Origin of the sequence: Streptomyces xinghaiensis S187 (genome assembly GCF_000220705.2) — a bacterium.
GTDB classification, from domain to species: Bacteria; Actinomycetota; Actinomycetes; order Streptomycetales; family Streptomycetaceae; genus Streptomyces; species Streptomyces xinghaiensis.
Genome location: NZ_CP023202.1, coordinates 3,961,471 through 3,981,636, shown reverse-complemented (window position 1 = coordinate 3,981,636; position 20,166 = coordinate 3,961,471). Strand labels below are relative to the sequence as shown.

The following is a 20,166-nucleotide window of genomic DNA, read 5'->3' as shown; positions in this document are numbered from 1 at the left end:
CACCTACTTCGCCCTTATCCGCCGAGGGTATTCGAGTCCCCAACAACCCGCTCCCGACGTGGAATTCAGGGCGGGACGCAAGTCCGCCGGTCCACTGATTCCATCAGCCGGTCGGCGGAATACGGCAATTCCCGGAGTGCGGGTACGGCGGCGCCGTGCGAGCGTGGGCCCCCACGGCGCCGGGGCGGGAACGACCGGTCCGGCCGGAGAGGCCGCCGGGGCCGGCGGAGGCCGGCGGTCCGGTGGGGTCAGGGGTGAGGTCAGTCCCAACCGTGGCCGCTGCGGCCGCGTTTCGTGTCGCCGCGCTGCTTCTTGGCCCGCAGCCGTCGTTCGTTGACGCCGCGCGGGATCTTCGTCTTCCGGCGCGGGCGGGGCGGGGGCGCGGTGGCCTCGGCGAGGAGGGAGGCCATCCGGACGGCCGCGGTCTCCCGGTTGCGCCACTGCGAGCGGTGCTCGGAGGCCCGTACGGTGAGCACGCCGTCCGTCAGCCGGTCGGCGAGACGCTCCAGGGCCCGCTCCTTCCACACCGGCGGCAGCGCTTCCGTCGCCGCCAGGTCGAAGCGGAGCTCCACCTGGCTGTCGCTGGTGTTCACATGCTGGCCGCCCGGTCCCGAGGAGCGGGAGAAACGCCACTTGAGCTCGGCCTCCGGGAGGGAGACCGAACCGCGGATGACATGGGGACCGGACACATGTGCCATGATCCCCCGCCCGGCGGCGGCCGTCACCTCCATTTCGCGCCCCGGCCCACCGGCGCTCCCCACTCCGCCGGCCGGGGCGCGGAACCGTAACGAAGCGGAAGCGGCCGGAACCCGGCGGGGGCGTCCCCGCGTTGTGGAGGATGACGGTGGCTTCACCTCCGGGCGAAGCCCGACACACTTCGATGAAAGGGACATCCCATGGCTGTAAGCCTGTCCAAGGGCGGCAACGTATCGCTCACCAAGGAGGCACCGGGCCTGACCGCCGTCACGGTCGGCCTCGGCTGGGACGTCCGCACCACGACCGGCACCGACTTCGACCTCGACGCGAGCGCCATCGCGGTCAACGCGGCGGGCCGGGTCGTCTCCGACGGCCACTTCGTGTTCTTCAACAACAAGGCCACGCCGGACCAGACCATCGTCCACACCGGTGACAACCGCACCGGCGCGGGCGAGGGCGACGACGAGCAGATCAACGTCAACCTCGCCGGGCTCCCGGCCGAGGTCGAGAAGATCGTGTTCCCGGTGTCGGTCTACGACGCCGAGGCCCGCAGCCAGAACTTCGGCCAGGTGCGCAACGCCTACATCCGCGTGCTCAACCAGGCCGGCGGCTCCGAGATCGCCCGCTACGACCTGAGCGAGGACGCCGCGACCGAGACCGCCATGGTCTTCGGCGAGCTGTACCGCAACGGCGCCGAGTGGAAGTTCCGCGCCGTCGGCCAGGGCTACGCCTCCGGTCTCACCGGCATCGCGCAGGACTTCGGGGTCAACGTCTGACCCGCGGCCTCCGCCTCTGACCGCGCCTCGGCCGGCCCCGGTGGCGGGCCCGCCGAACGGCACGGACGCGGGAGAACGGCAGCGGCCCCCGGAATCCAAGACCGGCACCGGGGGCCGCTGCGCGTGCCCCGCTGGCCCACCCCCGTACGGCCGACCGGCCGGACACCGTCCGCCGGGCCGTTGGACGCCCCTCCCGCCGGGTACGAGTGAAGCGCGGGGCGGCCGAACGGTGAGAGAGAGGCGGTTACATGGCTCAGGAAGTGCGCGGTGTCGTGGCCCGTGCCAAGGGGGAACCCGTCGGGGTCGAGACGATCCTGGTGCCGGACCCCGGGCCCGGCGAGGCGGTGGTGCGGGTGCAGGCCTGCGGGGTCTGCCACACCGATCTCCACTACCGCGACGGCGGAATCAACGACGAGTTCCCGTTCCTCCTCGGACACGAGGCGGCCGGGACCGTGGAAACGGTGGGCGAGGGCGTCACCGACGTGGCCCCGGGCGACTTCGTGATCCTCAACTGGCGCGCGGTGTGCGGTACCTGCCGGTCCTGCAAGCGCGGCCGCCCCTGGTACTGCTTCAACACCCACACCGCCACGCAGCCGATGACGCTCGCCGACGGCACCGTGCTCACGGCCGCGCTGGGCATCGGCTCGTTCGCCGACAAGACCCTCGTCGCGGCCGGCCAGTGCACCAAGGTCGATCCCTCGGCCTCCCCCGCCGCCGCCGGGCTGCTCGGCTGCGGCGTGATGGCGGGTCTCGGCGCCGCCCTCAACACCGGGCAGGTGGAGCGGGGCGACACGGTCGCCGTCATCGGCTGCGGCGGGGTCGGCAGCGCAGCCGTCGCGGGCGCCCGGCTGGCCGGTGCCTCGCGGATCATCGCGGTGGACCTGGACGAGCGGAAGCTGACGTGGGCGACGGGCCTCGGCGCCACCCACACCGTGCACGCCGGCACGGCCGATGTCGTCAAGAGCATCCAGGAGCTGACCGGCGGCTTCGGCGCGGACGTCGTCATCGACGCGGTGGGCCGCCCGGAGACGTACCACCAGGCCTTCTACGCCCGCGATCTGGCCGGGACCGTCGTCCTGGTGGGTGTGCCCACACCGGAGATGGTGCTGCAACTGCCGCTGCTCGACGTCTTCGGGCGCGGCGGGTCCCTCAAGTCGTCCTGGTACGGGGACTGCCTGCCGGAGCGGGACTTCCCCGTGCTCATCGACCTCTACCGGCAGGGGAGGCTCGACCTGGACGCGTTCGTCAGCGAGACCATCGGACTGGACGATGTCGAAGCCGCGTTCGACAAGATGCACCGCGGTGACGTGCTGCGCTCGGTGGTGGTGCTCTGATGACCGCTTCTTCCCCCGGCGGGGCGCGGATCGATCATCTCGTCACCTCCGGCACCTTCTCGCTGGACGGCTCCACCTGGGAGGTGGACAACAACGTCTGGCTGATCGGCGACGAGCGCGAGGTGTACGTCATCGACGCGGCGCACGACGCGGAGGCCGTCCTCGCCGCGGTCGGCGGCCGCCGCCTGCTCGGGGTGGTCTGCACGCACGGCCACGACGACCACATCGACGCGGCGCCCGAGGTGGCCGATCGCACCGGCGCCCCGGTCCTGCTGCACCCCGACGACCGGGTGCTGTGGGAGATGCGGCACCCGGACCGCCGGCCCGACGGCCCCCTCGCCGACGGGGACACCCTGACCGTCGCCGGCACGGAGCTGCACGTGCTGCACACTCCCGGGCACAGCCCCGGGGCGGTCTGCCTGTACGCGCCAGGGCTGGGCACCGTCTTCTCCGGCGACACGCTCTTCCGGGGCGGGCCGGGCGCCACCGGGCGCTCGTACTCCTCGTTCCCGACGATCATCGGCTCGATCCGGGACCGGCTGCTGACCCTGCCTCCGGAGACGGTGGTCCGCACCGGGCACGGCGACCCGACCACGGTGGGGGACGAGGCGCCGCACCTGGAGGAGTGGATTGCGCGCGGGCACTGAGGTGTCCGGCGGCGGGGGCGGAGCGGGGCCGGTCGCGGGTGCCGGTGCCGTACGGCCGCGACGGCCGCGGTACGCCACAGGGGCGCGTGAAGGGGCGTGGGAGGGCTTCGCGCGCCGTCGGCGATCCGCACTGCGGGCAGTGGCGCGCGTCCGGTCCGTTCCGGCCGCGCGTCCGTCCGGGTCCGTCCGGGTCCGTTCCGGCCGGGGGCTCGGCCGGGCCGGGACGGGTCTCCGCCGTGGGACCATCGACCATGTGATCGACCTCGGCTACTCCCTCTCCCGCCGCTTCCCGGATCCCCCGCAGACGGACTACCGCACCGCCGATGTGCGGACCCTGCGGCACGATCTGTTCTGCGGCGACGTCTACATCGCCGACACCAAGGCGGACCGGGAGCTGTCCACAGCCTGGGGATGGGTGCCCGTGCTGGACTTCGCCTGGGCACTCTGCGACATCGTCGAGCAGCTCGACCGCGATCCGCGCGGCAGCCGTTCGTACCGCCGGCAACAGGCCGAGCTGGACTTCACCGAGTCCGCGGACCGGCTGCTCTTCGAGCGGCGGTTCGGCTGGGTCGACATCGGCGCCGACTGGCAGCCGGCCGGCGAACCGCCGCTGACCTTCGGCCACTCGGCGCTGCGCCGGGAGGCCCGGGACTTCCTCCAGGACGTCGTCGCGGACCTCACGGATCTGCACGAAGGGCTCGCCGACAACCCCGTCGTCTGGGATCTCCTGGCCCGCTTCCCGCGCGTCTGAGCAGGGCGCCGGCCGGCCCGCCGCCGGTGCCGGCACCACCGGCCGCCGACCGCCGTTACGCGTTGACGCCGATCGTCAGCGTCGCCGCGTAGCCCTCGGCCGGCGAGCCGCCGAGCGGGGTGAGCGTGAGGAGGCCGGAGGCCGAGCCGCCGCCGTCGTAGACGCCGTCGTCGTACAGATGCGTCTCGGGGGTGGTGTTCTCCCGGTACGGACCGGCCGCCTGGACGCGGTCGTTGGTGTCCGGGTCGAAGTAGAGCTGGCCGGTGTGGACGATCTGGCCACCGGTGTACGAGCCGCCGGCGGGCGTGCTGTCCGTGTGCACCCGCAGGTGGGCGTGGACGGCGCGGGCGGTGTAGTGGCCGGGCCAGATGGAGACCAGCTCGACCTGGCCGTTCTCGTCGGTCACCGCCCCGCCGCGGCAGAAGGTGCCGTTGTCCTCTCCGGGGTGGCCGTTGCGGCCGACGAAGCCGGAGTACTCCCCGAGGTGGTCGGCGTGCCAGAGCTCGACCAGCGCGTCCGGGAGCGGGGCGCAGCCGGCCGACTGGTCGACGACGGTGAGCAGATAGTGCACCGGGAAACCCGGCCGGTCCTCGCTGATCTCGTTGCGGATCAGCGCGCCGGGCAGCGCGTAGGGGCCCTCGGTGACCTCGGCGGTGAGCGAGCAGACGCCCAGCCCGGAGGCATCGCCGGCGGAGCCTGCCGCGCCGGCGCCCCCGGAGGACCCGCCCGCCGAGGCCATACCGGCCAGGCCGAGACCCGTGGCGGCCGCGGCGGCGGAACCGCCGATGATGACCCGGCGGCGGCTGACCGGGCTCTTGCGCCGGTGTTTGCCCGTGTTCGCCCGCCGGGGGAACGGGAGTTGAGGGTTGTCTGTCATGGGCACGAAAGTAGAGCACACCGCTGAGCGGCCTGCATCGTCCCCCCGGCTTGCGCACAACGGCACTGGTGGACGCCTGCCTTCGCGGGCTCCGCACCACGGCACCGGCACCGGCACCGGCGCCTGCTCTTTGCTCCGGCACCAGCTCCGGCCGGCCGTCCGGAGGCGAGGTACGGGGCGGGATGACCGTCCGCCCCGGCGGTTCAGGGTGGCGGCCTTCACCTCACGGGCGGCCGGGTCACGCCGAAGGCGGGGCACCGGCGCGGACGGCTGACGGCCGACGGGCCGACGCGAAGGGCGGCGCCCGGTACCCCAGCGGTCACCGGCGGCCGGGACGGCGCGGCGGGCGCGCGAGGGACCGGTGCGGGGCGCCCGGGGCGGCGCAAGGCGGGGTGCCGGGCGGGCGCGGAAGCCGGCGCACGACGCGGTGGCGGTGCGCTCGGAGCAGCGGCGCCCACCAACCGTCCGGGACGACGCAGGCGGCGCCGAGCGGGGCGACGGTGTTCACTGACGTCACCGGCATCACACGCATCACCGGCGGCCCCGGACCCGGGCCGCAGATCCCCCGCCCGCGGCTGCGGTGCCGGGCGCGGCGGTGCCCGCCCGCTCGGCGTAGAGCGCGCCGGCCAGCAGCGGCACGCCTCCCGCGGGGCTCAGCGCATGGGCGCGGAGGTCGGCGTCGAAGGCGGCCAGCGCCGCCCGTCCCGTCGGCGTCGCCGTCCCGCCCGCGTCCAGGACGGCGCGGGCACCGGACTGGACCCGGCGGAGGCCGTGCGGGCCCGCCTCGTACAGCACGCGGGTGTCCTGCAGGGTGGTCATGACGGTGAGCAGGGCGTCGAGCCGGGCGCAGGACTCGTCCGCGCCGGTGTCCCGGGCGATGCGGAGGGCGTCGAGCGCCCGGCGCACATGCGGCAGGCCCGCCCGGGCCTCCCCACGCGCGCCCGCCGCCCCGTAGCGCACCGAGACCGCCGAACCCGGGGAGGGGCGGAGGGGCGCTCCCCGGTCGCGGTGAGCCGCGAGGCGTCCGGCCACGGCGCCGAGCTCGCCGGCCGCGGCCCCCGGCTCCAGCACCGACGCCGCCACCAGCAGGCCCAGCACCCAGATCGCCCCGTGGTGCACCCTGGTGCCGCAGGCGGCGCGCCGCACGGTCCACTCCGTGGAGCGGCCGATGGCACCCAGTTCGGCGCGGAGTTCCGGGGTGGGTTCACCGGTGCGGCGCGCGGCGGCGGCCATGGCCGCGAGCCCGGGAGCGAGGGCCCGGGCGGCCCAGCGGAGCGTGCCCGGATCCGGGGCGGCGGGGCGGGTACCGGGGTGCCGCGGGTCCGGGTCCCGGGGGTCGGTGAGTCCGGGTTTCGGGGCAAGTTCCACTACCGCCACGACCGCCCGGACCGCCGTCTCCGCGAGCCGTGTGTCCCGGGCGTCGGAGAAGCGGGCGCGCCGCCCGCCGGCTCCGTCCACCCCACCGGTCACCGGCAGTGTCATCGCCCCTCCCGCCCGTCCTGGCCGTCGTCCTGGCCGTCCTGGCCGTCGTCCTGGCCGTCCACCGCGAACGTCCGGCCGCTCGGCCGCCCATCCGCCCGGCCCGGCGGATGTCCGCCGTTGACGTGATCTTGGAGGCCGGCGGGCGTCCGGGCAACTCCCGGACCGGAGAACTCGCCCGGGGCCGGTTGACCTCACCCTTGGTTGAGGTCGAAGAGTGGTCCCACGGGGCGGGAGGCGGCGCAGTCTCCGCCCCGCCACCGACCGTTCACCCAGCACCCGGGAGTGCCCATGCTCGCGATCCGTCAATACGCCTTCGGGCCCGCCGGGAACCTGCTGCCCGAGGAGGTCCCGGACCCCGTCCCCGGCGCCGGAGAGGTCCGTATCGCCGTGGAGGCCGCCGGGGTGCATCTGATCGACACCGCGATCCGCTCCGGCGCACGGGGCGGGCCCTTCCCGCTGCCCCGGCTGCCCATGACGCCGGGGCGCGAGGTGGCGGGCACCGTCGACGCCCTGGGCGAGGGGACGGACCCGGACCTGCTCGGCCGCCGGGTCGTCGCCCATCTCGGGCAGGCGTCCGGCGGTTACGCCGAGCTGGCCGTGGCCCCCGCCGCGGCGCTGCACACGCTCCCGGACGGGCTGACCGCCGAACGGGCCGTCGCCATGATCGGTACGGGACGTACGGCCATGGGCGTGCTGGAGACGGCCGCGCCGACGGCCGCCGACACCGTGCTGATCACCGGCGCCGCGGGCGGCCTCGGCACCCTGCTGGTCCAGGCGGCGCACCGGCGGGGCGCCACCGTGGCCGGTGTCGCGGGCGGCGCCGCCAAGGCCGACGCGGTGCTCACCAACAGCGCCGACGCCGCCGCCGACCACACCGTCCCCGGCTGGCCGGAGCGGCTGCGGAAGGAGCTCGGCGGCCGCGAGGTGACGCTCGTCCTCGCGGGCACCGGCGGCGAAGTCGCCCGCGCCGCCTTCGCGTTGCTGGCACGCGGCGGCCGGCAGTTCGTGTACGGCTGGATGCCGGACGACCCGCTGTACCCCACGCCCCGAGAACTGGCCGAGCGCGGCGTCACCTCCGAGGCCGCCGTCGGACCGCGGCTGCTGAACCGGCCCGGCGGGCTGCGCCCGCTGGAGACGGCCGCCCTGGAGGCGGCCGCGGCCGGGCATCTCGTCCCGGCGGTCCAGCTCTTCCCGCTCGCCGAGGCCGCCGCCGCCCACCGGGCGTTGGAGAACCGGGCCACGCTGGGGAAGGTCGTCCTGGTCCCGGACACCGGACGGGCAGGCCGCCGCCCCCGCGCCGACTGACGGACGCGGGGCACGGGCACCGGGCGGGACACGCCATGGAGCCGGGGACGCAACGGGGACAGGGGCTGCCGCGCCTCCGCCCTTCGCCCTCCGCCGCAGGGCACAGGGCCCATCGCCGGGATCGCCGGTCCCCGGGCCCCGGACCCCCGGACCGCCCCGCCGCCCCGTCTACCCGACCGCTTCGGCCGCCCCGGCCGACCCCGCCGCCTGCGCCGCGTGCGATACCCGCGCCGCCCGCGCCACGGCCAGACGGTCCAGGGCGTCGCCGGTCAGGCGGTAGCCCGTCCACTCGCGCATCGGCACCGCGCCCAGCGCCTCGTAGAAGTCGATCGACGGCGTGTTCCAGTTGAGTACGGACCACTCCAGGCGGCCGTAACCGCGCTCGGCGCAGATCCGGGCGAGTTCGGCGAGCAGGGCCTTGCCGTGGCCCCGGCCGCGCGCCTCCGGGCGGACGTACAGGTCTTCGAGGTGGATGCCGTGCACCCCCTGCCAGGTGGAAAAGTTGAGGAACCAGAGCGCGAAGCCCTCCGCCACGCCGTCCGTCTCCGCGATGTGCGCGTAGGCGGCGGGGCGGTCGCCGAAGAGCGCGCGGTGTATGTGCTCCTCGGTGGCCCGCACCTCGTGCTCCGCCTTCTCGTAGACGGCCAGCTCACGGATCATGGCGACGATGGCCGGAACGTCGCCGGCCGTGGCGGTACGAATCATGGGAACCAATTTACGGGGCCCGGCCGGCGGGTCACCGGGCCGTCACCGTTCACCGCCGGTGGGCGGAGCACGGCCCGGGGGAGCGGAGCACGGCGCTGGGAAAGGTCCGGCCGCCGGACTGAACCCACGAGCGCTTGCGGCGCGTCCCCCTCTCCGTGACTTCTCACCGGGAGGACGCCGTCAGCCGGCGAACCGACGCGAGCAACGCACAGCCCGAGACGGCGGCCGGAACGGCCGGTGCAGCCGGTGCGGCGGGCTCCGGTCGGGTCCTGCCGGAACAGCGCTCGGCACCGGCTGCGTTACCGCGGCCACCTGCCCCGGGGCCCCCCGCCCCGGGGCCCGGGGCGCCGCCGGGCCCCGCGTCACCCCGCCCGCCCGGCGGCGGCACCACCAGCGCCGTCGCCACCACCGCGGCCACCGCCACCGCGCCCCACGGCCCGGCCCGCGGCCTCCGCGTCCGCTCGGCGGCCGTTCTCTCGCCCGCCGCCGTGGCCCTGCTGCTCGGCCTCTGGGGCATCCGCCGGGAGGACAGCATGTGGCGGGACGAGTCGGTGACGTACCAGGTCGCCCACCGCGAACTCCCGGAGATATGGAGCCTGTTGGGCGAGCTGGACGCCGTACACGGCCTGTACTACCTGCTGATGAAGGCCGTGTTCACGGTCTGGGACGGCGGGCTCGTCGCGCTGCGCCTGCCGTCCGTGCTGGCGACGGCCCTCGCCGCCGCCGGTGTCGCCGCGATCGCCCTCCGGCTCGCCGGGGCGCGGGCCGCCGTGTTCTCGGGGACCGTCTTCGCCGTCGTCCCGATGGTGCAGCACTACGCGCAGGAGGGCCGCTCCTACGCCCTGGTCTGCGCCGCCGTCACCGGGGCCTGCTATCTGCTGCTCCGGGGTGTGGAGGGTGGCGGTGCCCGGATCTGGGCGGCCTACGCGGGGGTGTTGCTCGTCGCCTGCTGGCTGCACGAGTTCGCGATCCTGGTCCTGGCCGCCCACGGTGTGACGCTGCTCCGATCCGCCGCGGCCCCCGCCACGCGCCGGGCGTGGCTGATCGCCTCCGGATGCGTCGGCGCGGGGGTCCTGCCGCTGGCCCTGGTGAGCGCCGGGCAGGCGGAACGGCAACTCGGCTGGCTCGGCCGGCCGGGACTCGGCACCTGGCTGCTCTTCTTCGCCGTGTCCGCGGCGGGCTGGGCCTGCGCGCGGGCACTGCCGTTGCTGCCCGGGGGGCGGCAGGAGCAGCCCGAACAGCGGGAAGGGGGACGGGAACGGAAGCGGAAAAGGGAACAGCCAGGGCGGCCGGAGCTTCCGGAACGGATCTCCCCGTCCCCGGGGCCCGCCGTCGGCGCGGCGGCCCTGGCGCTGCCGCTCCTCGTCGTCCCGGCCGGACTGCTGATGACGGTCTCCCTGGTCAAGCCCTGGTACGTCGACCGCTACGTCCTCTACGGCATGACCGGTCTCGCCCTCCTCCTGGGCATCTGCCTGGCCCGCGTCACGGAGCCGGTGGTCCTGCGGCGGCTTCTGCCCCGGCTCCCGGCCCGGATCGCGGCCGTGTGCGGCTGCGCGGCGGGGCTGCTCGCCGTCCTGCTCCCGTGGTCGCTCCTCGTCCGCTCCCCGGAGAGCCGCAAGGACGACGCGGTGGCGGTGGCGGACGCCGTACGGGACGTGGCGGCCCCCGGCGACGCCGTGCTGTTCATGCCCTCCCGCCGCCGGGAATGGCTGCTCTCCTTCCCCGAGGTGCGTGCCGGTGTGAAGGACCTGGCGCTGCGGCAGGGCCCGGCGGCCTCCGCGACGCTTCAGGGCACGGAACTCCCGGCGGACGAGATCCGCCGCCGCGTCCTGGCCGCGGACCGCGTCATCGCCGTCACCGACCCGGAGGGGCAGCCGCTCGACGCGTTCCGGGGCGAGGCCGTCAAGCGCGAGACGCTGGACGCCCACTTCCGCCGCTGCGAGCCGGTCCGGGTACACGGCGCGCAGGTGGTCGTCCACGTCCGCTCGGGAAGCTGCGACGCACCGGACTGACCCGGGCCGACCCGCACCGACCCGCACCGACCCGCGCGGACCGTGGCCGGGCGAGGGGACGGAACGAGGCCGGTGCCGCCCGACGAGGACTCGGCCGACGTGTTCCCCGTCACTGACACGTGACGCGCGGCAGGGGTCCGCGGTATCCAGCTGAGGAACGCAGCCGCGTTCTCGTCGCAAGGGGAACCCGCTCACCCGCCGGCCGGGTTCGGCCGGCAGCCGCCACAGGCACGGGCGGACCGGCGACGACCGGCCGCCCGAGGAGGGTCGTCATGCCGCAACCACCGCCGGGCCGCCGCAGGGTCATCAGCCGGAGCGAAGTCGTGCGGGGCGCCTGCCGGTACTTCCTCCGGCACGGCACCGTGGACATGGACGCGCTGGCGCCCGCCCTCGCCGTGAGCCGGGCGACCCTCTACCGGGTGACGGGCAGCCGGGACGCGCTCCTGGGCGACGTGCTCTGGCAGCTGGCCGACGATCTGCTGACGCGGGCGCGCCGGCGCCGGACCAGCGCCGGGGTGGACGGCGTACTCGAGGTCACCCGCCGCTTCACGGACGGGCTGCGCCGGGCCGCGCCCTTCCAGCATTTCCTCCGCACCGAACCGGAGACGGCGACGCGCCTGCTGACCTCGGGTGTGGTGCACCGGCGGGCCGTCCGGGCGCAACGGGCCATCCTGCTGGAAGCGGGCGGCGTCAGCCCTCCCGGCTCCCCGGCCGATCTCGCCGAGCTGGACGAACTGGCCTACCTCTACGTCCGGGTCGTGGAATCCGCCCTGTACTCCGAGCTGCTGAGCAGCCGCCCGCCGGACTTCGCCCGCGCGGAGCGCGCGGCCCGCGCGGTCCTGCTGCACGGCCGCTGACGGCGGTGCCGGCCGAACCGGAAACGCACCCGCGGCTGCTGAAACCCGTCTTCGCGCAGCTGAGACGGCCGTCTCGGAAGCGCTGCCGGGTCTGGTGCGCTGACCCCGGCGGCCGTAGGAAGGTCCGGTCCCACGCGGCCCGCCGGTCCGCACCGCCACCACCGGCGGCAGCGGCGGCGCGGCGGCCTGCCGTCCGGCCTGCCTGCCTGCCCCGGCAGGACGGCCGTGCAAGGCGGGTGCACCGGGCGCGGGCGCAGGGGCGGCCGTCACCGCCGCAGCGGCCGGACACTGCCCGGTGGACGCGTCGGCGGACGGTGAGGACCGCTGTCCCCGGACGCCGACTCGGGCTCCGGGCACAAGACTTCGGAGGTGATCACGGTGCGTTCCGTCCCGTCCCGATCAGCGAGGGCCTTACGGCCGGCCGCTCTTGCGGCCTTGTGCGCGACGCTCCTGCTCCCGGCGTCCCCGGTGGATGCGGCGGAGAGACCGGCCGGTCCGGAAACCGCGAGAGCACGGGCAGCGGCGGAGCCGACGGCACCGACCGGCGCCGCGAACGCGACAACACGGCGAACCAACACCCGGACGGTCCCGGTGGTCTTCGTCCACGGTCACGAGGGCTCGGCGCAGCAGTGGCAGTCCCAGGCCAAGCGGTTCTCGAGCAACGGCTACCCGGACCGTCTGCTGCACGCCTTCGAGTACAACACCCGCGTCCCGACCGACGACCACGCGATCGCGGAGCTGGAGGAGTTCGTCGACGGCGTCCGGTCCCGCACCGGGGCGCCCCGGATCGACGTCATCGCGCACTCGCGCGGAACCCGCGTGCTGCACCGGTACCTCTCCGTCCCCGAACGGGCGGCCGAGGTGCGCAAGTACGTGAATCTGGACGGCGCCTCCAGCGCGGAGCAGCCCGGCGGCGTGCCCACCCTGGCGATCTGGGGCAGCGCCCAGCCGAACGGGTCGATCGGCGGCGCCGTCAACGTCCACACGACGGACCAGGGGCATACGGAGACCGCGACGTCCGCCCGCAGCTTCGCCCACATCCACGCGTTTCTCCGCGGCCGGGCGCCGGCTACGGAGAAGGTGCTGCCCGAGCCTCCCGGGCGGGTGGAGATCGCGGGGCGGGCCGTGCACTTCCCGCTCAACAGCGGGCTCGCGGGCCGCCTCGAGGTGTGGCGGCTGGACCCCGCCACCGGTGCCCGGGCGGACCGCCGTCCGCGGCACGTCGTACGGACCGGCACGGACGGCGCCTTCGGCCCGCTCGACGTCAACGGACGCCACACCTACGAACTGGTGCTCGTCCGCCCCGGTGAACGTGTGAACCACTTCTACCCCGAGCCCTTCGAACGCAGTGACCGCTTCGTGCGGCTCCTCGTCTCCGCGCCGGGCGGTGTGGCGGACCGGGCCGACGCCTGCCCGGGACACACCTCCGTCACCGTCGTCCGCAACCGGGAGTGGTGGGCGGACACCGCCGCCCCCGACGCCGACCGGCTCGAACTGAACGGCGTCCAGGTGCTCAACCCGGCGGTGTCCCCCGCCTTCCGCCAGATCCTGGCCGTCTTCGCGTTCGACCGGGACTGCGACGGGGCCTCGCACACGGAGGCGCCACTGCCGCCGTTCGACAGGATTCCGTTCCTGACGGCCACGGACCTCCATCTCCCGGCTTCGCCGGCGGCCGACGGCACGATCACTGTCACCCAGACCATGCGCGGGACCGGCGGCGAGACGCGCACACTCGCCGTCCGCAACTGGCCTTCGGACAGCGACACGGTGTCGGTGCTCTTCAAGGACTACGCCGACACCGCGTTCGGCAGAACCCACGGGCCCCGGACCCGCTGACCGCGGCCCGGCCTGTCCAGGCAGCCCGGCCTGCCCAGGCCGCGCTGACCGATGACGTCTGCCGCCCGTCCACTCGGCAGCACCCCCTGGACCGCCCGCGGGCCCCTGCGCGACCTTCCGCACAGGAGCCCGCGGGCCGGGCGCCCGGCGCAGCGGAACCCTGCGTATCAGTGGAACCGTATGTAGCCGTTGCGGTCGGGATCCGAGCCGCTCCTGGTGTACGCGTGGACGTCCGACCGGCTGCCGGAGGGCTTGTAGAGGTAGATCGTGTCGCGGTCGTTGTTCCAGAGGAAGTTGCAGTTGTCGCGGTAGACCACGTTGTACTTGTCGGAGTCGGTACCGTTGCCGCCGCGGAGCTTCACGTAGTCGCCGGGCTGCAGGTAGTGGTTGGCGGTGAAGGCGAAGCGGTTGCCGGCCGCGTCCTTGACCACGTAGTTCCTGAGATTGATGGTCGCCCGGGACGAGTAGTTCTTGATCGTCAGGTACTCGTCCCGGGTGTTGCCGGAGGCGCAGCTGTTGGAGTCCCGGCCGGGTGCGTCGTACTGGACTCCGCGGATCTTCAGGGCCGAGCTGTACTCGGCGGCCTGGGCCTGAGCCGGTATCAGTACGACGGCAGCGCACGCCGCGGCGGCAGCAGCGACGGCGGTGCGGACACGCTTGTTCAAGGAGGTCCCCCCTCATGGGACAGAACCGCGCCTCCCCTGGCGCGGCGGGGGCCCAGGATTACCCACGAAGCACCTGACTCCCGGGATGATCCATCATCTGTTATGAAATCCAGACATCAACGTCCCGGAACCGCATACCGGGGCCCCGGCTGCCTCCCCGATCCCCACCCGGCGCCCCCGTGGACGCCAAACGCCCCGGACTGCGAACCGTCCGGGGTGTTCTGGCTGTTCAGGGCTGGAGCCGACTGTCGGGTTCGAACCGACGACCTTCGCTTGACAAGGCCGGGCAATCAACCGGGGCACCTGCGTGGAGGGCTCGCGCCGCGGGAAGGCACGTCCGTAAGAGCGCGCGTGTGACCGCCCCTGTACGGGCACGTTGCCGTCAACTACCGCCGTCACCCATAAATCCGCGGGTGGACACAAGTGCGTGCGGCGCCGGAATTGCCGGAAAGTGCGGCTGGAGTACTGGACTCCAGAAGGTCACACAGAGGTCATGTCCCCGCTGGCGCGGAGTTCGTCCGACTCCGGGGAACGAGTACGCCGAGCGTGCCACCAACTCCAGATTGTGTGACCCACTAGAGCCAATGCAACAACGCCTGCGGCGAACCGAATCAAATGCCAAGTAATCACGATAGCCGGATCTTGCCCATTCGCCTCTACGGCTAGCCGCATGGAGGTCTCGTAAAAAGCTATAAACGGAACGACCAGTCGAAATAGGAGGCCACCAAGACCTGGCACTCGCGCCAGGTTACCCAAGAGTCCCATAGGCCCCCCAAGCGCGAAAGCGGCCACTCCCCACACGAGAATCCTAGAGGAAAGCCCCTCACTGGAGGCTCCAGATTCCATTCCGACCGGGGCCAGAGGACTTATATCCTTGAATAGATAGTATGTGACGACGCCAATAGCCAAACCCGAAGATGACAGCAACACCGACTCTAATTTTGATCGCCGAAAACACCCCACCAAGAATGCAAAACCGGCCCACGACCACCCACCGGAAGAAACGACATGCAGGGCAACGCAAATGGGGTTGTCCCATTTTCCGGCAACGGGGCCCACTATACCAAGCAGCAACCCCGCCCCGAGAGACGCCGCAATTGGAGCAACGCGAGTGCGCGGAAAATGCACGATTTTTCTTCCCCGTTCCGGGATTAATTCATAACTGAAAGGGGTGACACCACTCGGGGGCTGCGCCCCCGAGAACCCGCCGAAGCGTCCATCTCGATCTCCACCACACCCCATTCAGAGGGGTTGCCCAGGCTTGCCGGCGGCTCCGTGCCGTCACCGCGCTTGTGGATGGTGACCTGACCGACCTCGGAACCATCCACGGCAACCACAGCGCCGTCCCCGGCAACGGTCGCAGCCTGAGGGCCGCCTGCGGCAGCCGGCGTAGCAAGGCCACCTACTGCGAGTACCACGCTCGCAAAGCCGAGAGCTAACGACTTACTGGATATCCTCACGAGATTCCCCTTCTCGACCCCCTTGTGGGGGTTCCGCAAAGATCTTCAGCGGGCGAATGGCCGCAGTCAACAGCCTCGACAATGAGTGCCCGAAAATCCCCCCGGCCTAGTTCATGGATCTAATGGCCAAAATACACATCCCCTCGTGCACTTTGGGCCACACTGCCCCATTTTGCCGCCCGGCCATGCTGGCCTTAATGTGACCAAATCCCTTGAACAGGCGCCGCCCTGATGGCTTGATTCCCCTTTCCACAGAGCTCGCACCCATGACGGCCTTGCCTCTTCACGCCTTCCCGCATGCCGGTACGACTGATTGGGCATTATCACTAACCACGCGATTATTGGCGGCCGCACAGAAGATCCCGCAATAAGACCGGCGCGAAACGTAGATAGCGGAGTTTCGTTACAGAAAAAAATTGGCTGCATCCATCGAGGCGATGACCTCATTCAAAAGCACTCAAATATCCCCCTTCCAGGAAGGCCGACTAGCACGGGTCCTCTAGCACGGGTCGTCCCGTCCCGGTCACGAGGCCCGATGCCCGCTGACAAAGAGCTCCTCTGGTGGTGGATGCCGCGGTAGTGATCGTGGTCCGGCTGGACTCGGTGCTGGCCCGGCTCGGTGGGCACAGCGGGCGGTGGCCGGTGGTGCTGCGGTGGATGACCGCGCGATGACGCTGGCGCTGAACGTGGCCGACTCCGCGCGCTCCGGAAAGACCTGGTGGGCGTGGCGGTGCACGCGGTGGCGCCGCTGCTGCTCACAACGCTGTACCGGGGCGGGAAAGAGCTGTACCTGGACACCACGAAGAACCGACGAGCCCGGGTGATTCCCATCCCGCTGATGTGCGTGGCGCCGCTGCGGTGGCAGCGTCTCCGGCAAGCCGCACGCAAGGCAGCCGTCGGCGCCAAGTGGCACGAGAGCGACCACGTGTTCACGACGGGAAGCGGCCGGCCGATTGAGCCCCGGAACCTCTACCGGTCCTTCCAGCGGATCGCCGCATCGGCCGGCCTCCCACCGGTCCGGCTGCACGACACTCGGCACGGGTGCGCTTCCCTGCTCTTCGCGGCCGGAGTCGCGCCCCGAACCGTGATGGAGATCCTGGGGCACTCGCAGATCGCTGTGACGATGAACGTCTACACGCACGTGAGCGACGACGGCCGGCGCGAGGCCATGAGCCACATGGACCGGCTGCTCAAACGCCCCGGACGGTCAACCGTCCGGGGCGTTCTCGCTGTTCAAGGCTGGAGCCGACTGTCGGGTTCGAACCGACGACCTTCGCTTTACAAGAGCGGTGCTCTACCAGCTGAGCTAAGTCGGCGTCGCGCGTCGCCGCGCGAAAGCGGCTCCACTGTACACAGAGCGCCGCTTCACCGGCCACGCCATGGGGGCGCGGCGGGTGGGACGGTCCCGGCCCGCGCCGTACGTCTCCGCCTCCTCCGGTCGGCCGGGCGCGGCGGTCAGGAACGCGGCCCGGGCACCCCGTCCCGCCCCGGACGGGCGGCGGCCTCCCCCCGGAGCCGGGGAGGGTCCGGGAACTTCGCAACCCAATCGATACTGACAAAGGCTGGTCATACGGATAACGTCAGGCCAACGGTCCGCGATCTCGCGGGTCCGACATCACCTTTACTCGGATCGTCCGGCACGTTCCTGCCGGTGAAGGGACACATCACCATGGCTACGGTCACGTTCGACAACGCCACGCGCATCTATCCGGGCTCGGAGAAGGCGGCGGTCGACAAGCTCAACATCGACATCCAGGACGGCGAATTCCTCGTCCTCGTCGGCCCCTCCGGCTGCGGAAAGTCGACCTCCCTGCGGATGCTGGCCGGCCTGGAGGACGTCAACAGCGGCGCCATCCGCATCGGTGAGCGCGACGTCACGCACCTCCCCCCGAAGGACCGGGACATCGCCATGGTGTTCCAGAACTACGCGCTGTACCCGCACATGACCGTCGCCGACAACATGGGCTTCGCCCTCAAGATCGCCGGCGTCAACAAGGCGGAGATCCGCAAGAAGGTCGAGGACGCCGCCAAGATCCTCGACCTCACCGAGTACCTGGGACGCAAGCCGAAGGCCCTCTCCGGCGGTCAGCGGCAGCGTGTGGCGATGGGCCGTGCCATCGTGCGTGAGCCGCAGGTGTTCCTCATGGACGAGCCGCTGTCGAACCTCGACGCCAAGCTCCGCGTCTCCACCCGCACCCAGATCGCCGGCCTGCAGCGCCGCCTCGGCATCACCACGGTGTACGTCACGCACGACCAGGTCGAGGCCATGACCATGGGCGACCGGGTCGCGGTCCTCAAGGACGGTCTGCTCCAGCAGGTCGACGCCCCGCGCAACATGTACGACCGCCCGGCCAACCTCTTCGTCGCCGGCTTCATCGGCTCTCCCGCGATGAACCTCATCGAGGTGCCCATCACCGACGGCGGCATCAAGTTCGGCAACAGCGTCGTGCCGGTCTCCCGCGAGGCCCTGAGCACCGCCTCCGCCCGGGGCGACCGCACGGTGACCGTCGGTGTGCGCCCCGAGCACTTCGAAGTCGTCGAGCAGAACGGCGGCGCCGCCCAGTCGCTCTCCAAGGAGTCGGATGCCGCCCCGGCCGGGCTGGCCGTCGACGTGAACGTCATCGAGGAGACCGGCGCCGACGGTTACATCTACGGCTCCGTGGACGTCGGTGGCGAGTCCAAGGACCTCGTCGTCCGGGTCAGCAGCCGCGCGGTCCCGGAGAAGGGCTCCACGGTCCACGTGGTGCCGCGCCCGGGCGAGATCCACGTCTTCGCGACCTCCACCGGCGAGCGCCTCGCCGACTGAGTCCCGCGGCCCGGCTGTCCGATGGCGGCGGTGCCGTGTCCCCGACGTGGGGCGCGGCACCGCCGCCATTCGCCTTCGCCGTACGGGGGCCGGGCGCACGGGAGTTGGCCCGGCGCCCGGCCGGCGGGACGGCGGAGGACGGCGGCCCGGGGGCAAGCCGAAGCGGCCCGGAGGGGCCCGGGGTGACCCGCCCGTCAACCACAAGCGGGTGGACTCGCCGGGATCCGTCACTCACCGGAGTGACCGAGTGTCGCACCGCAATCACACCCGGCTACCATCGCGGCGTGAACACCGTAGCCCGCCGTATCGGCCGCAGTCTCGCCCTCGTTCTGCCCGTCGTACTCGTCCTCTCCGGGACGCTCGCCGTCACGCGCGTCGCCTGGTCGACCCCCGGATCCGAGTCCGTGCTCGCCGCCTCCTCGGCGCGGGCGTCCAGCGCCGCCGCGCCGCGTCCCGCCCACGAACTGCTGCGCGACCGGCTCGTCGCCGAACTCCGGGAGAAGGACCCGGGCGTGGCACTCACCCACCTCCAGGAGGAGGTCAACCGGCGTCCGTCGCTGGCCGCGCACTGCGTCTCCCTCGCCCGGACACTCGGGCGCGCCGCCGTCGCCAAGTACGGGCCACGGGAAGCGCAGAAGTTCGCCCGGCCGGTGTGCGACACGGCGTTCGCCGCCGGCGTGGCCCAGCAGGCGCAGCGGGGACGCTGACCGGCCGGAGCACCGCGCTCCGCACCCCGGCCGCGGCCAACGGCCCGGGCTCCGGTGCCGACTCCGGTCCCGGCCCCGGTACTGCCTCCGCCCCGGCCCCCACCCCGGCTACGGCTACGGCTACGGCTACGGCTACGGCTACGGGGATCGTCAGCTGCGCCCCGACGCCGTCACCGGGCACCGTCCCGGGGCGTACCCAGCTCTCCTCCCCGCACCCGGTGCCCCCGCGGCTCGGCCCTATGCCGTCCGTACCTCGCATATCGTGCGGCTCATGACCTTCCCCACCCAAGCCGTGGTCCTGGCCGGCGGCCAGGGGACGCGACTGCGCCCATACACCGACGACCGGCCCAAGCCCATGGTCGAGATCCCCGGCACCGGAACGCCGATCATCGGCCACCAGCTGGCCTGGCTCGCCGACGAGGGCGTCACGGACGTGGTCGTCTCCTGCGGCCACCTCGCCGAGGTCCTCCAGGACTGGCTGACCGCCTCCGCCGACCGGCTTCCGCTGCGCATCACCACCGTCGTCGAGAAGGAACCACTCGGCCGTGGCGGCGGGCTCAAGTACGCCGCCGCCTCGCTCCCCCACCCCGACCGGCCCTGGTACGCGGCCAACGCGGACATCTGGACCCGCTTCCCGCTCCGCGACATGGCCGCCTTCCACCAGGAACGCGAGGCCGAGGCCACCCTCGCGCTGGCCCGGCCGCGTATCCCGTGGGGTGTGGTGGAGACCGACGCCTTCGGGCACGTCCTCGACTTCATCGAGGCTCCGCCGTCGCCCTACCCCGTCAACGCCGGGGTCTACGTCTTCTCGCCCTCCTTCGCCGCCCTGCTGCCGGACCGGGGCGACCACGAACGCACCACCTTCCCGCGGCTCGCCCGGCAGCGGCGGCTGGCCGGCTATCCGCTGCCGCAAGGGGTGTACTGGCGCGCCATCGACACGGCGAAGGACTTGGAGAAGGCCGCGGAGGAACTGGCCGCCGTACGCGGGACCGCCACCGGCGAGGGCTCGGGGTAGCGCCCGGGCGGGAACCGCGCTCCGCCTCCGGTGCGGGGCTTCTCCGGTTCCGGCGCGGGGCTTCTCCGCCTCCTTGCGCGGGCTCCTCCGGTTCCGGTGCGGAGGAGCCCCGCGCAGGGGCCCGGCGCCCTGTCGTCGCGTTGGCGCCCGAGCCGGCCTGGTCCCTGTCGTCGTCCACGTCCGCCGACAGGGTGCCTCGCACCGCGCAGGCGACCGCTGCTGCTCGCCCGCGCCC

At 72.9% G+C, this 20,166-nt stretch carries 16 protein-coding genes, 1 tRNA gene and 2 pseudogenes; 13 read left to right on the top strand and 6 right to left on the bottom strand.

Annotated elements, in window-relative coordinates:
* Positions 1-260: 260 nt before the first annotated feature.
* Positions 261-698, bottom strand: coding sequence for an alternative ribosome rescue aminoacyl-tRNA hydrolase ArfB (gene arfB, locus SXIN_RS17175; RefSeq protein ID WP_095758076.1), 438 nt, complete (start codon positions 696-698; stop codon positions 261-263).
* A 198-nt stretch (positions 699-896) separates the two neighbouring features.
* Here arfB and SXIN_RS17170 point away from each other — a divergent pair, with 198 nt between their 5' ends.
* The 4 genes from SXIN_RS17170 (at position 897) to SXIN_RS17155 (ending at position 4,204) form a co-directional block, all read left to right on the top strand.
* Positions 897-1,472 carry a TerD family protein gene (locus SXIN_RS17170; RefSeq protein ID WP_019711265.1) on the top strand — a complete coding sequence of 192 codons (576 nt, stop codon included), beginning with the start codon at positions 897-899 and terminating at the stop codon, positions 1,470-1,472.
* 248 nt (positions 1,473-1,720) lie between these two features.
* On the top strand, positions 1,721-2,806 hold the full coding sequence (locus tag SXIN_RS17165; RefSeq protein WP_039823770.1) for an S-(hydroxymethyl)mycothiol dehydrogenase: 1,086 nt from the start codon (positions 1,721-1,723) through the stop codon (positions 2,804-2,806).
* On the top strand, positions 2,806-3,453 hold the full coding sequence (locus tag SXIN_RS17160) for an MBL fold metallo-hydrolase (RefSeq protein ID WP_019711267.1): 648 nt from the start codon (positions 2,806-2,808) through the stop codon (positions 3,451-3,453). Before SXIN_RS17165 ends, SXIN_RS17160 begins: the two co-directional genes overlap by 1 nt.
* Positions 3,454-3,706: 253 nt before the next feature.
* Positions 3,707-4,204, top strand: a complete 498-nt coding sequence (locus SXIN_RS17155) for a hypothetical protein (RefSeq protein ID WP_019711268.1) — start codon at positions 3,707-3,709, stop codon at positions 4,202-4,204.
* Positions 4,205-4,259: 55 nt separating this feature from the next.
* Here the strand turns inward: SXIN_RS17155 and SXIN_RS17150 are convergent, their stop codons facing one another.
* Entirely contained in the window at positions 4,260-5,081 is an 822-nt protein-coding gene (locus tag SXIN_RS17150; protein WP_019711269.1) for an intradiol ring-cleavage dioxygenase, read from the bottom strand.
* Positions 5,082-5,612: 531 nt separating this feature from the next.
* Positions 5,613-6,563, bottom strand: coding sequence for a triphosphoribosyl-dephospho-CoA synthase (locus tag SXIN_RS17145; RefSeq protein WP_095757186.1), 951 nt, complete (start codon positions 6,561-6,563; stop codon positions 5,613-5,615).
* Positions 6,564-6,851: 288 nt separating this feature from the next.
* On the opposite strand from SXIN_RS17145, the gene SXIN_RS17140 reads away from it, so the two are divergent.
* Entirely contained in the window at positions 6,852-7,868 is a 1,017-nt protein-coding gene (locus SXIN_RS17140) for a zinc-binding dehydrogenase (RefSeq protein WP_095757185.1), read from the top strand.
* A gap of 168 nt (positions 7,869-8,036) precedes the next feature.
* Here SXIN_RS17140 and SXIN_RS17135 read toward each other — a convergent pair whose 3' ends face one another.
* Positions 8,037-8,573, bottom strand: a complete 537-nt coding sequence (locus SXIN_RS17135; protein WP_019706558.1) for a GNAT family N-acetyltransferase — start codon at positions 8,571-8,573, stop codon at positions 8,037-8,039.
* A 488-nt stretch (positions 8,574-9,061) separates the two neighbouring features.
* Here SXIN_RS17135 and SXIN_RS17130 point away from each other — a divergent pair, with 488 nt between their 5' ends.
* The 3 genes from SXIN_RS17130 (at position 9,062) to SXIN_RS17120 (ending at position 13,278) form a co-directional block, all read left to right on the top strand.
* Positions 9,062-10,585 (top strand): glycosyltransferase family 39 protein, encoded by a 1,524-nt coding sequence (locus SXIN_RS17130; RefSeq protein ID WP_238153785.1) that lies wholly within the window; start codon positions 9,062-9,064, stop codon positions 10,583-10,585.
* 272 nt (positions 10,586-10,857) lie between these two features.
* Positions 10,858-11,442, top strand: a complete 585-nt coding sequence (locus SXIN_RS17125; protein WP_039823775.1) for a QsdR family transcriptional regulator — start codon at positions 10,858-10,860, stop codon at positions 11,440-11,442.
* A 591-nt stretch (positions 11,443-12,033) separates the two neighbouring features.
* Positions 12,034-13,278 (top strand): hypothetical protein, encoded by a 1,245-nt coding sequence (locus tag SXIN_RS17120; RefSeq protein ID WP_019711272.1) that lies wholly within the window; start codon positions 12,034-12,036, stop codon positions 13,276-13,278.
* Between the two features lie 167 nt (positions 13,279-13,445).
* Here the strand turns inward: SXIN_RS17120 and SXIN_RS17115 are convergent, their stop codons facing one another.
* Positions 13,446-13,943, bottom strand: a complete 498-nt coding sequence (locus SXIN_RS17115) for a lamin tail domain-containing protein (protein ID WP_019711273.1) — start codon at positions 13,941-13,943, stop codon at positions 13,446-13,448.
* 2,015 nt (positions 13,944-15,958) lie between these two features.
* Here SXIN_RS17115 and SXIN_RS17105 point away from each other — a divergent pair.
* A pseudogene (locus SXIN_RS17105) lies at positions 15,959-16,160 on the top strand (DUF2637 domain-containing protein); the annotation flags it as partial.
* Positions 16,134-16,541: pseudogene (locus SXIN_RS33055) on the top strand (tyrosine-type recombinase/integrase); the annotation flags it as partial. The pseudogenes SXIN_RS17105 and SXIN_RS33055, both read left to right, overlap by 27 nt.
* 102 nt (positions 16,542-16,643) lie before the next feature.
* Here the strand turns inward: SXIN_RS33055 and SXIN_RS17095 are convergent.
* A tRNA-Thr gene (locus SXIN_RS17095) sits at positions 16,644-16,719 on the bottom strand.
* 353 nt (positions 16,720-17,072) lie between these two features.
* Between SXIN_RS17095 and SXIN_RS17090 the strand changes: the two genes are divergently transcribed.
* The 3 genes from SXIN_RS17090 (at position 17,073) to SXIN_RS17080 (ending at position 19,931) form a co-directional block, all read left to right on the top strand.
* Positions 17,073-18,209: an ABC transporter ATP-binding protein gene (locus SXIN_RS17090; protein WP_095757182.1), complete on the top strand. Its 1,137-nt coding sequence runs from the start codon at positions 17,073-17,075 to the stop codon at positions 18,207-18,209.
* Positions 18,210-18,493: 284 nt separating this feature from the next.
* Complete coding sequence (locus SXIN_RS17085; RefSeq protein ID WP_039823781.1) at positions 18,494-18,916, top strand: hypothetical protein; 423 nt, start codon at positions 18,494-18,496, stop codon at positions 18,914-18,916.
* 271 nt (positions 18,917-19,187) lie between these two features.
* The gene (locus SXIN_RS17080) at positions 19,188-19,931 is read left to right on the top strand and encodes a nucleotidyltransferase family protein (RefSeq protein ID WP_039823777.1); all 744 of its coding nucleotides are present in this window, start codon (positions 19,188-19,190) and stop codon (positions 19,929-19,931) included.
* Positions 19,932-20,166: the final 235 nt, after the last annotated feature.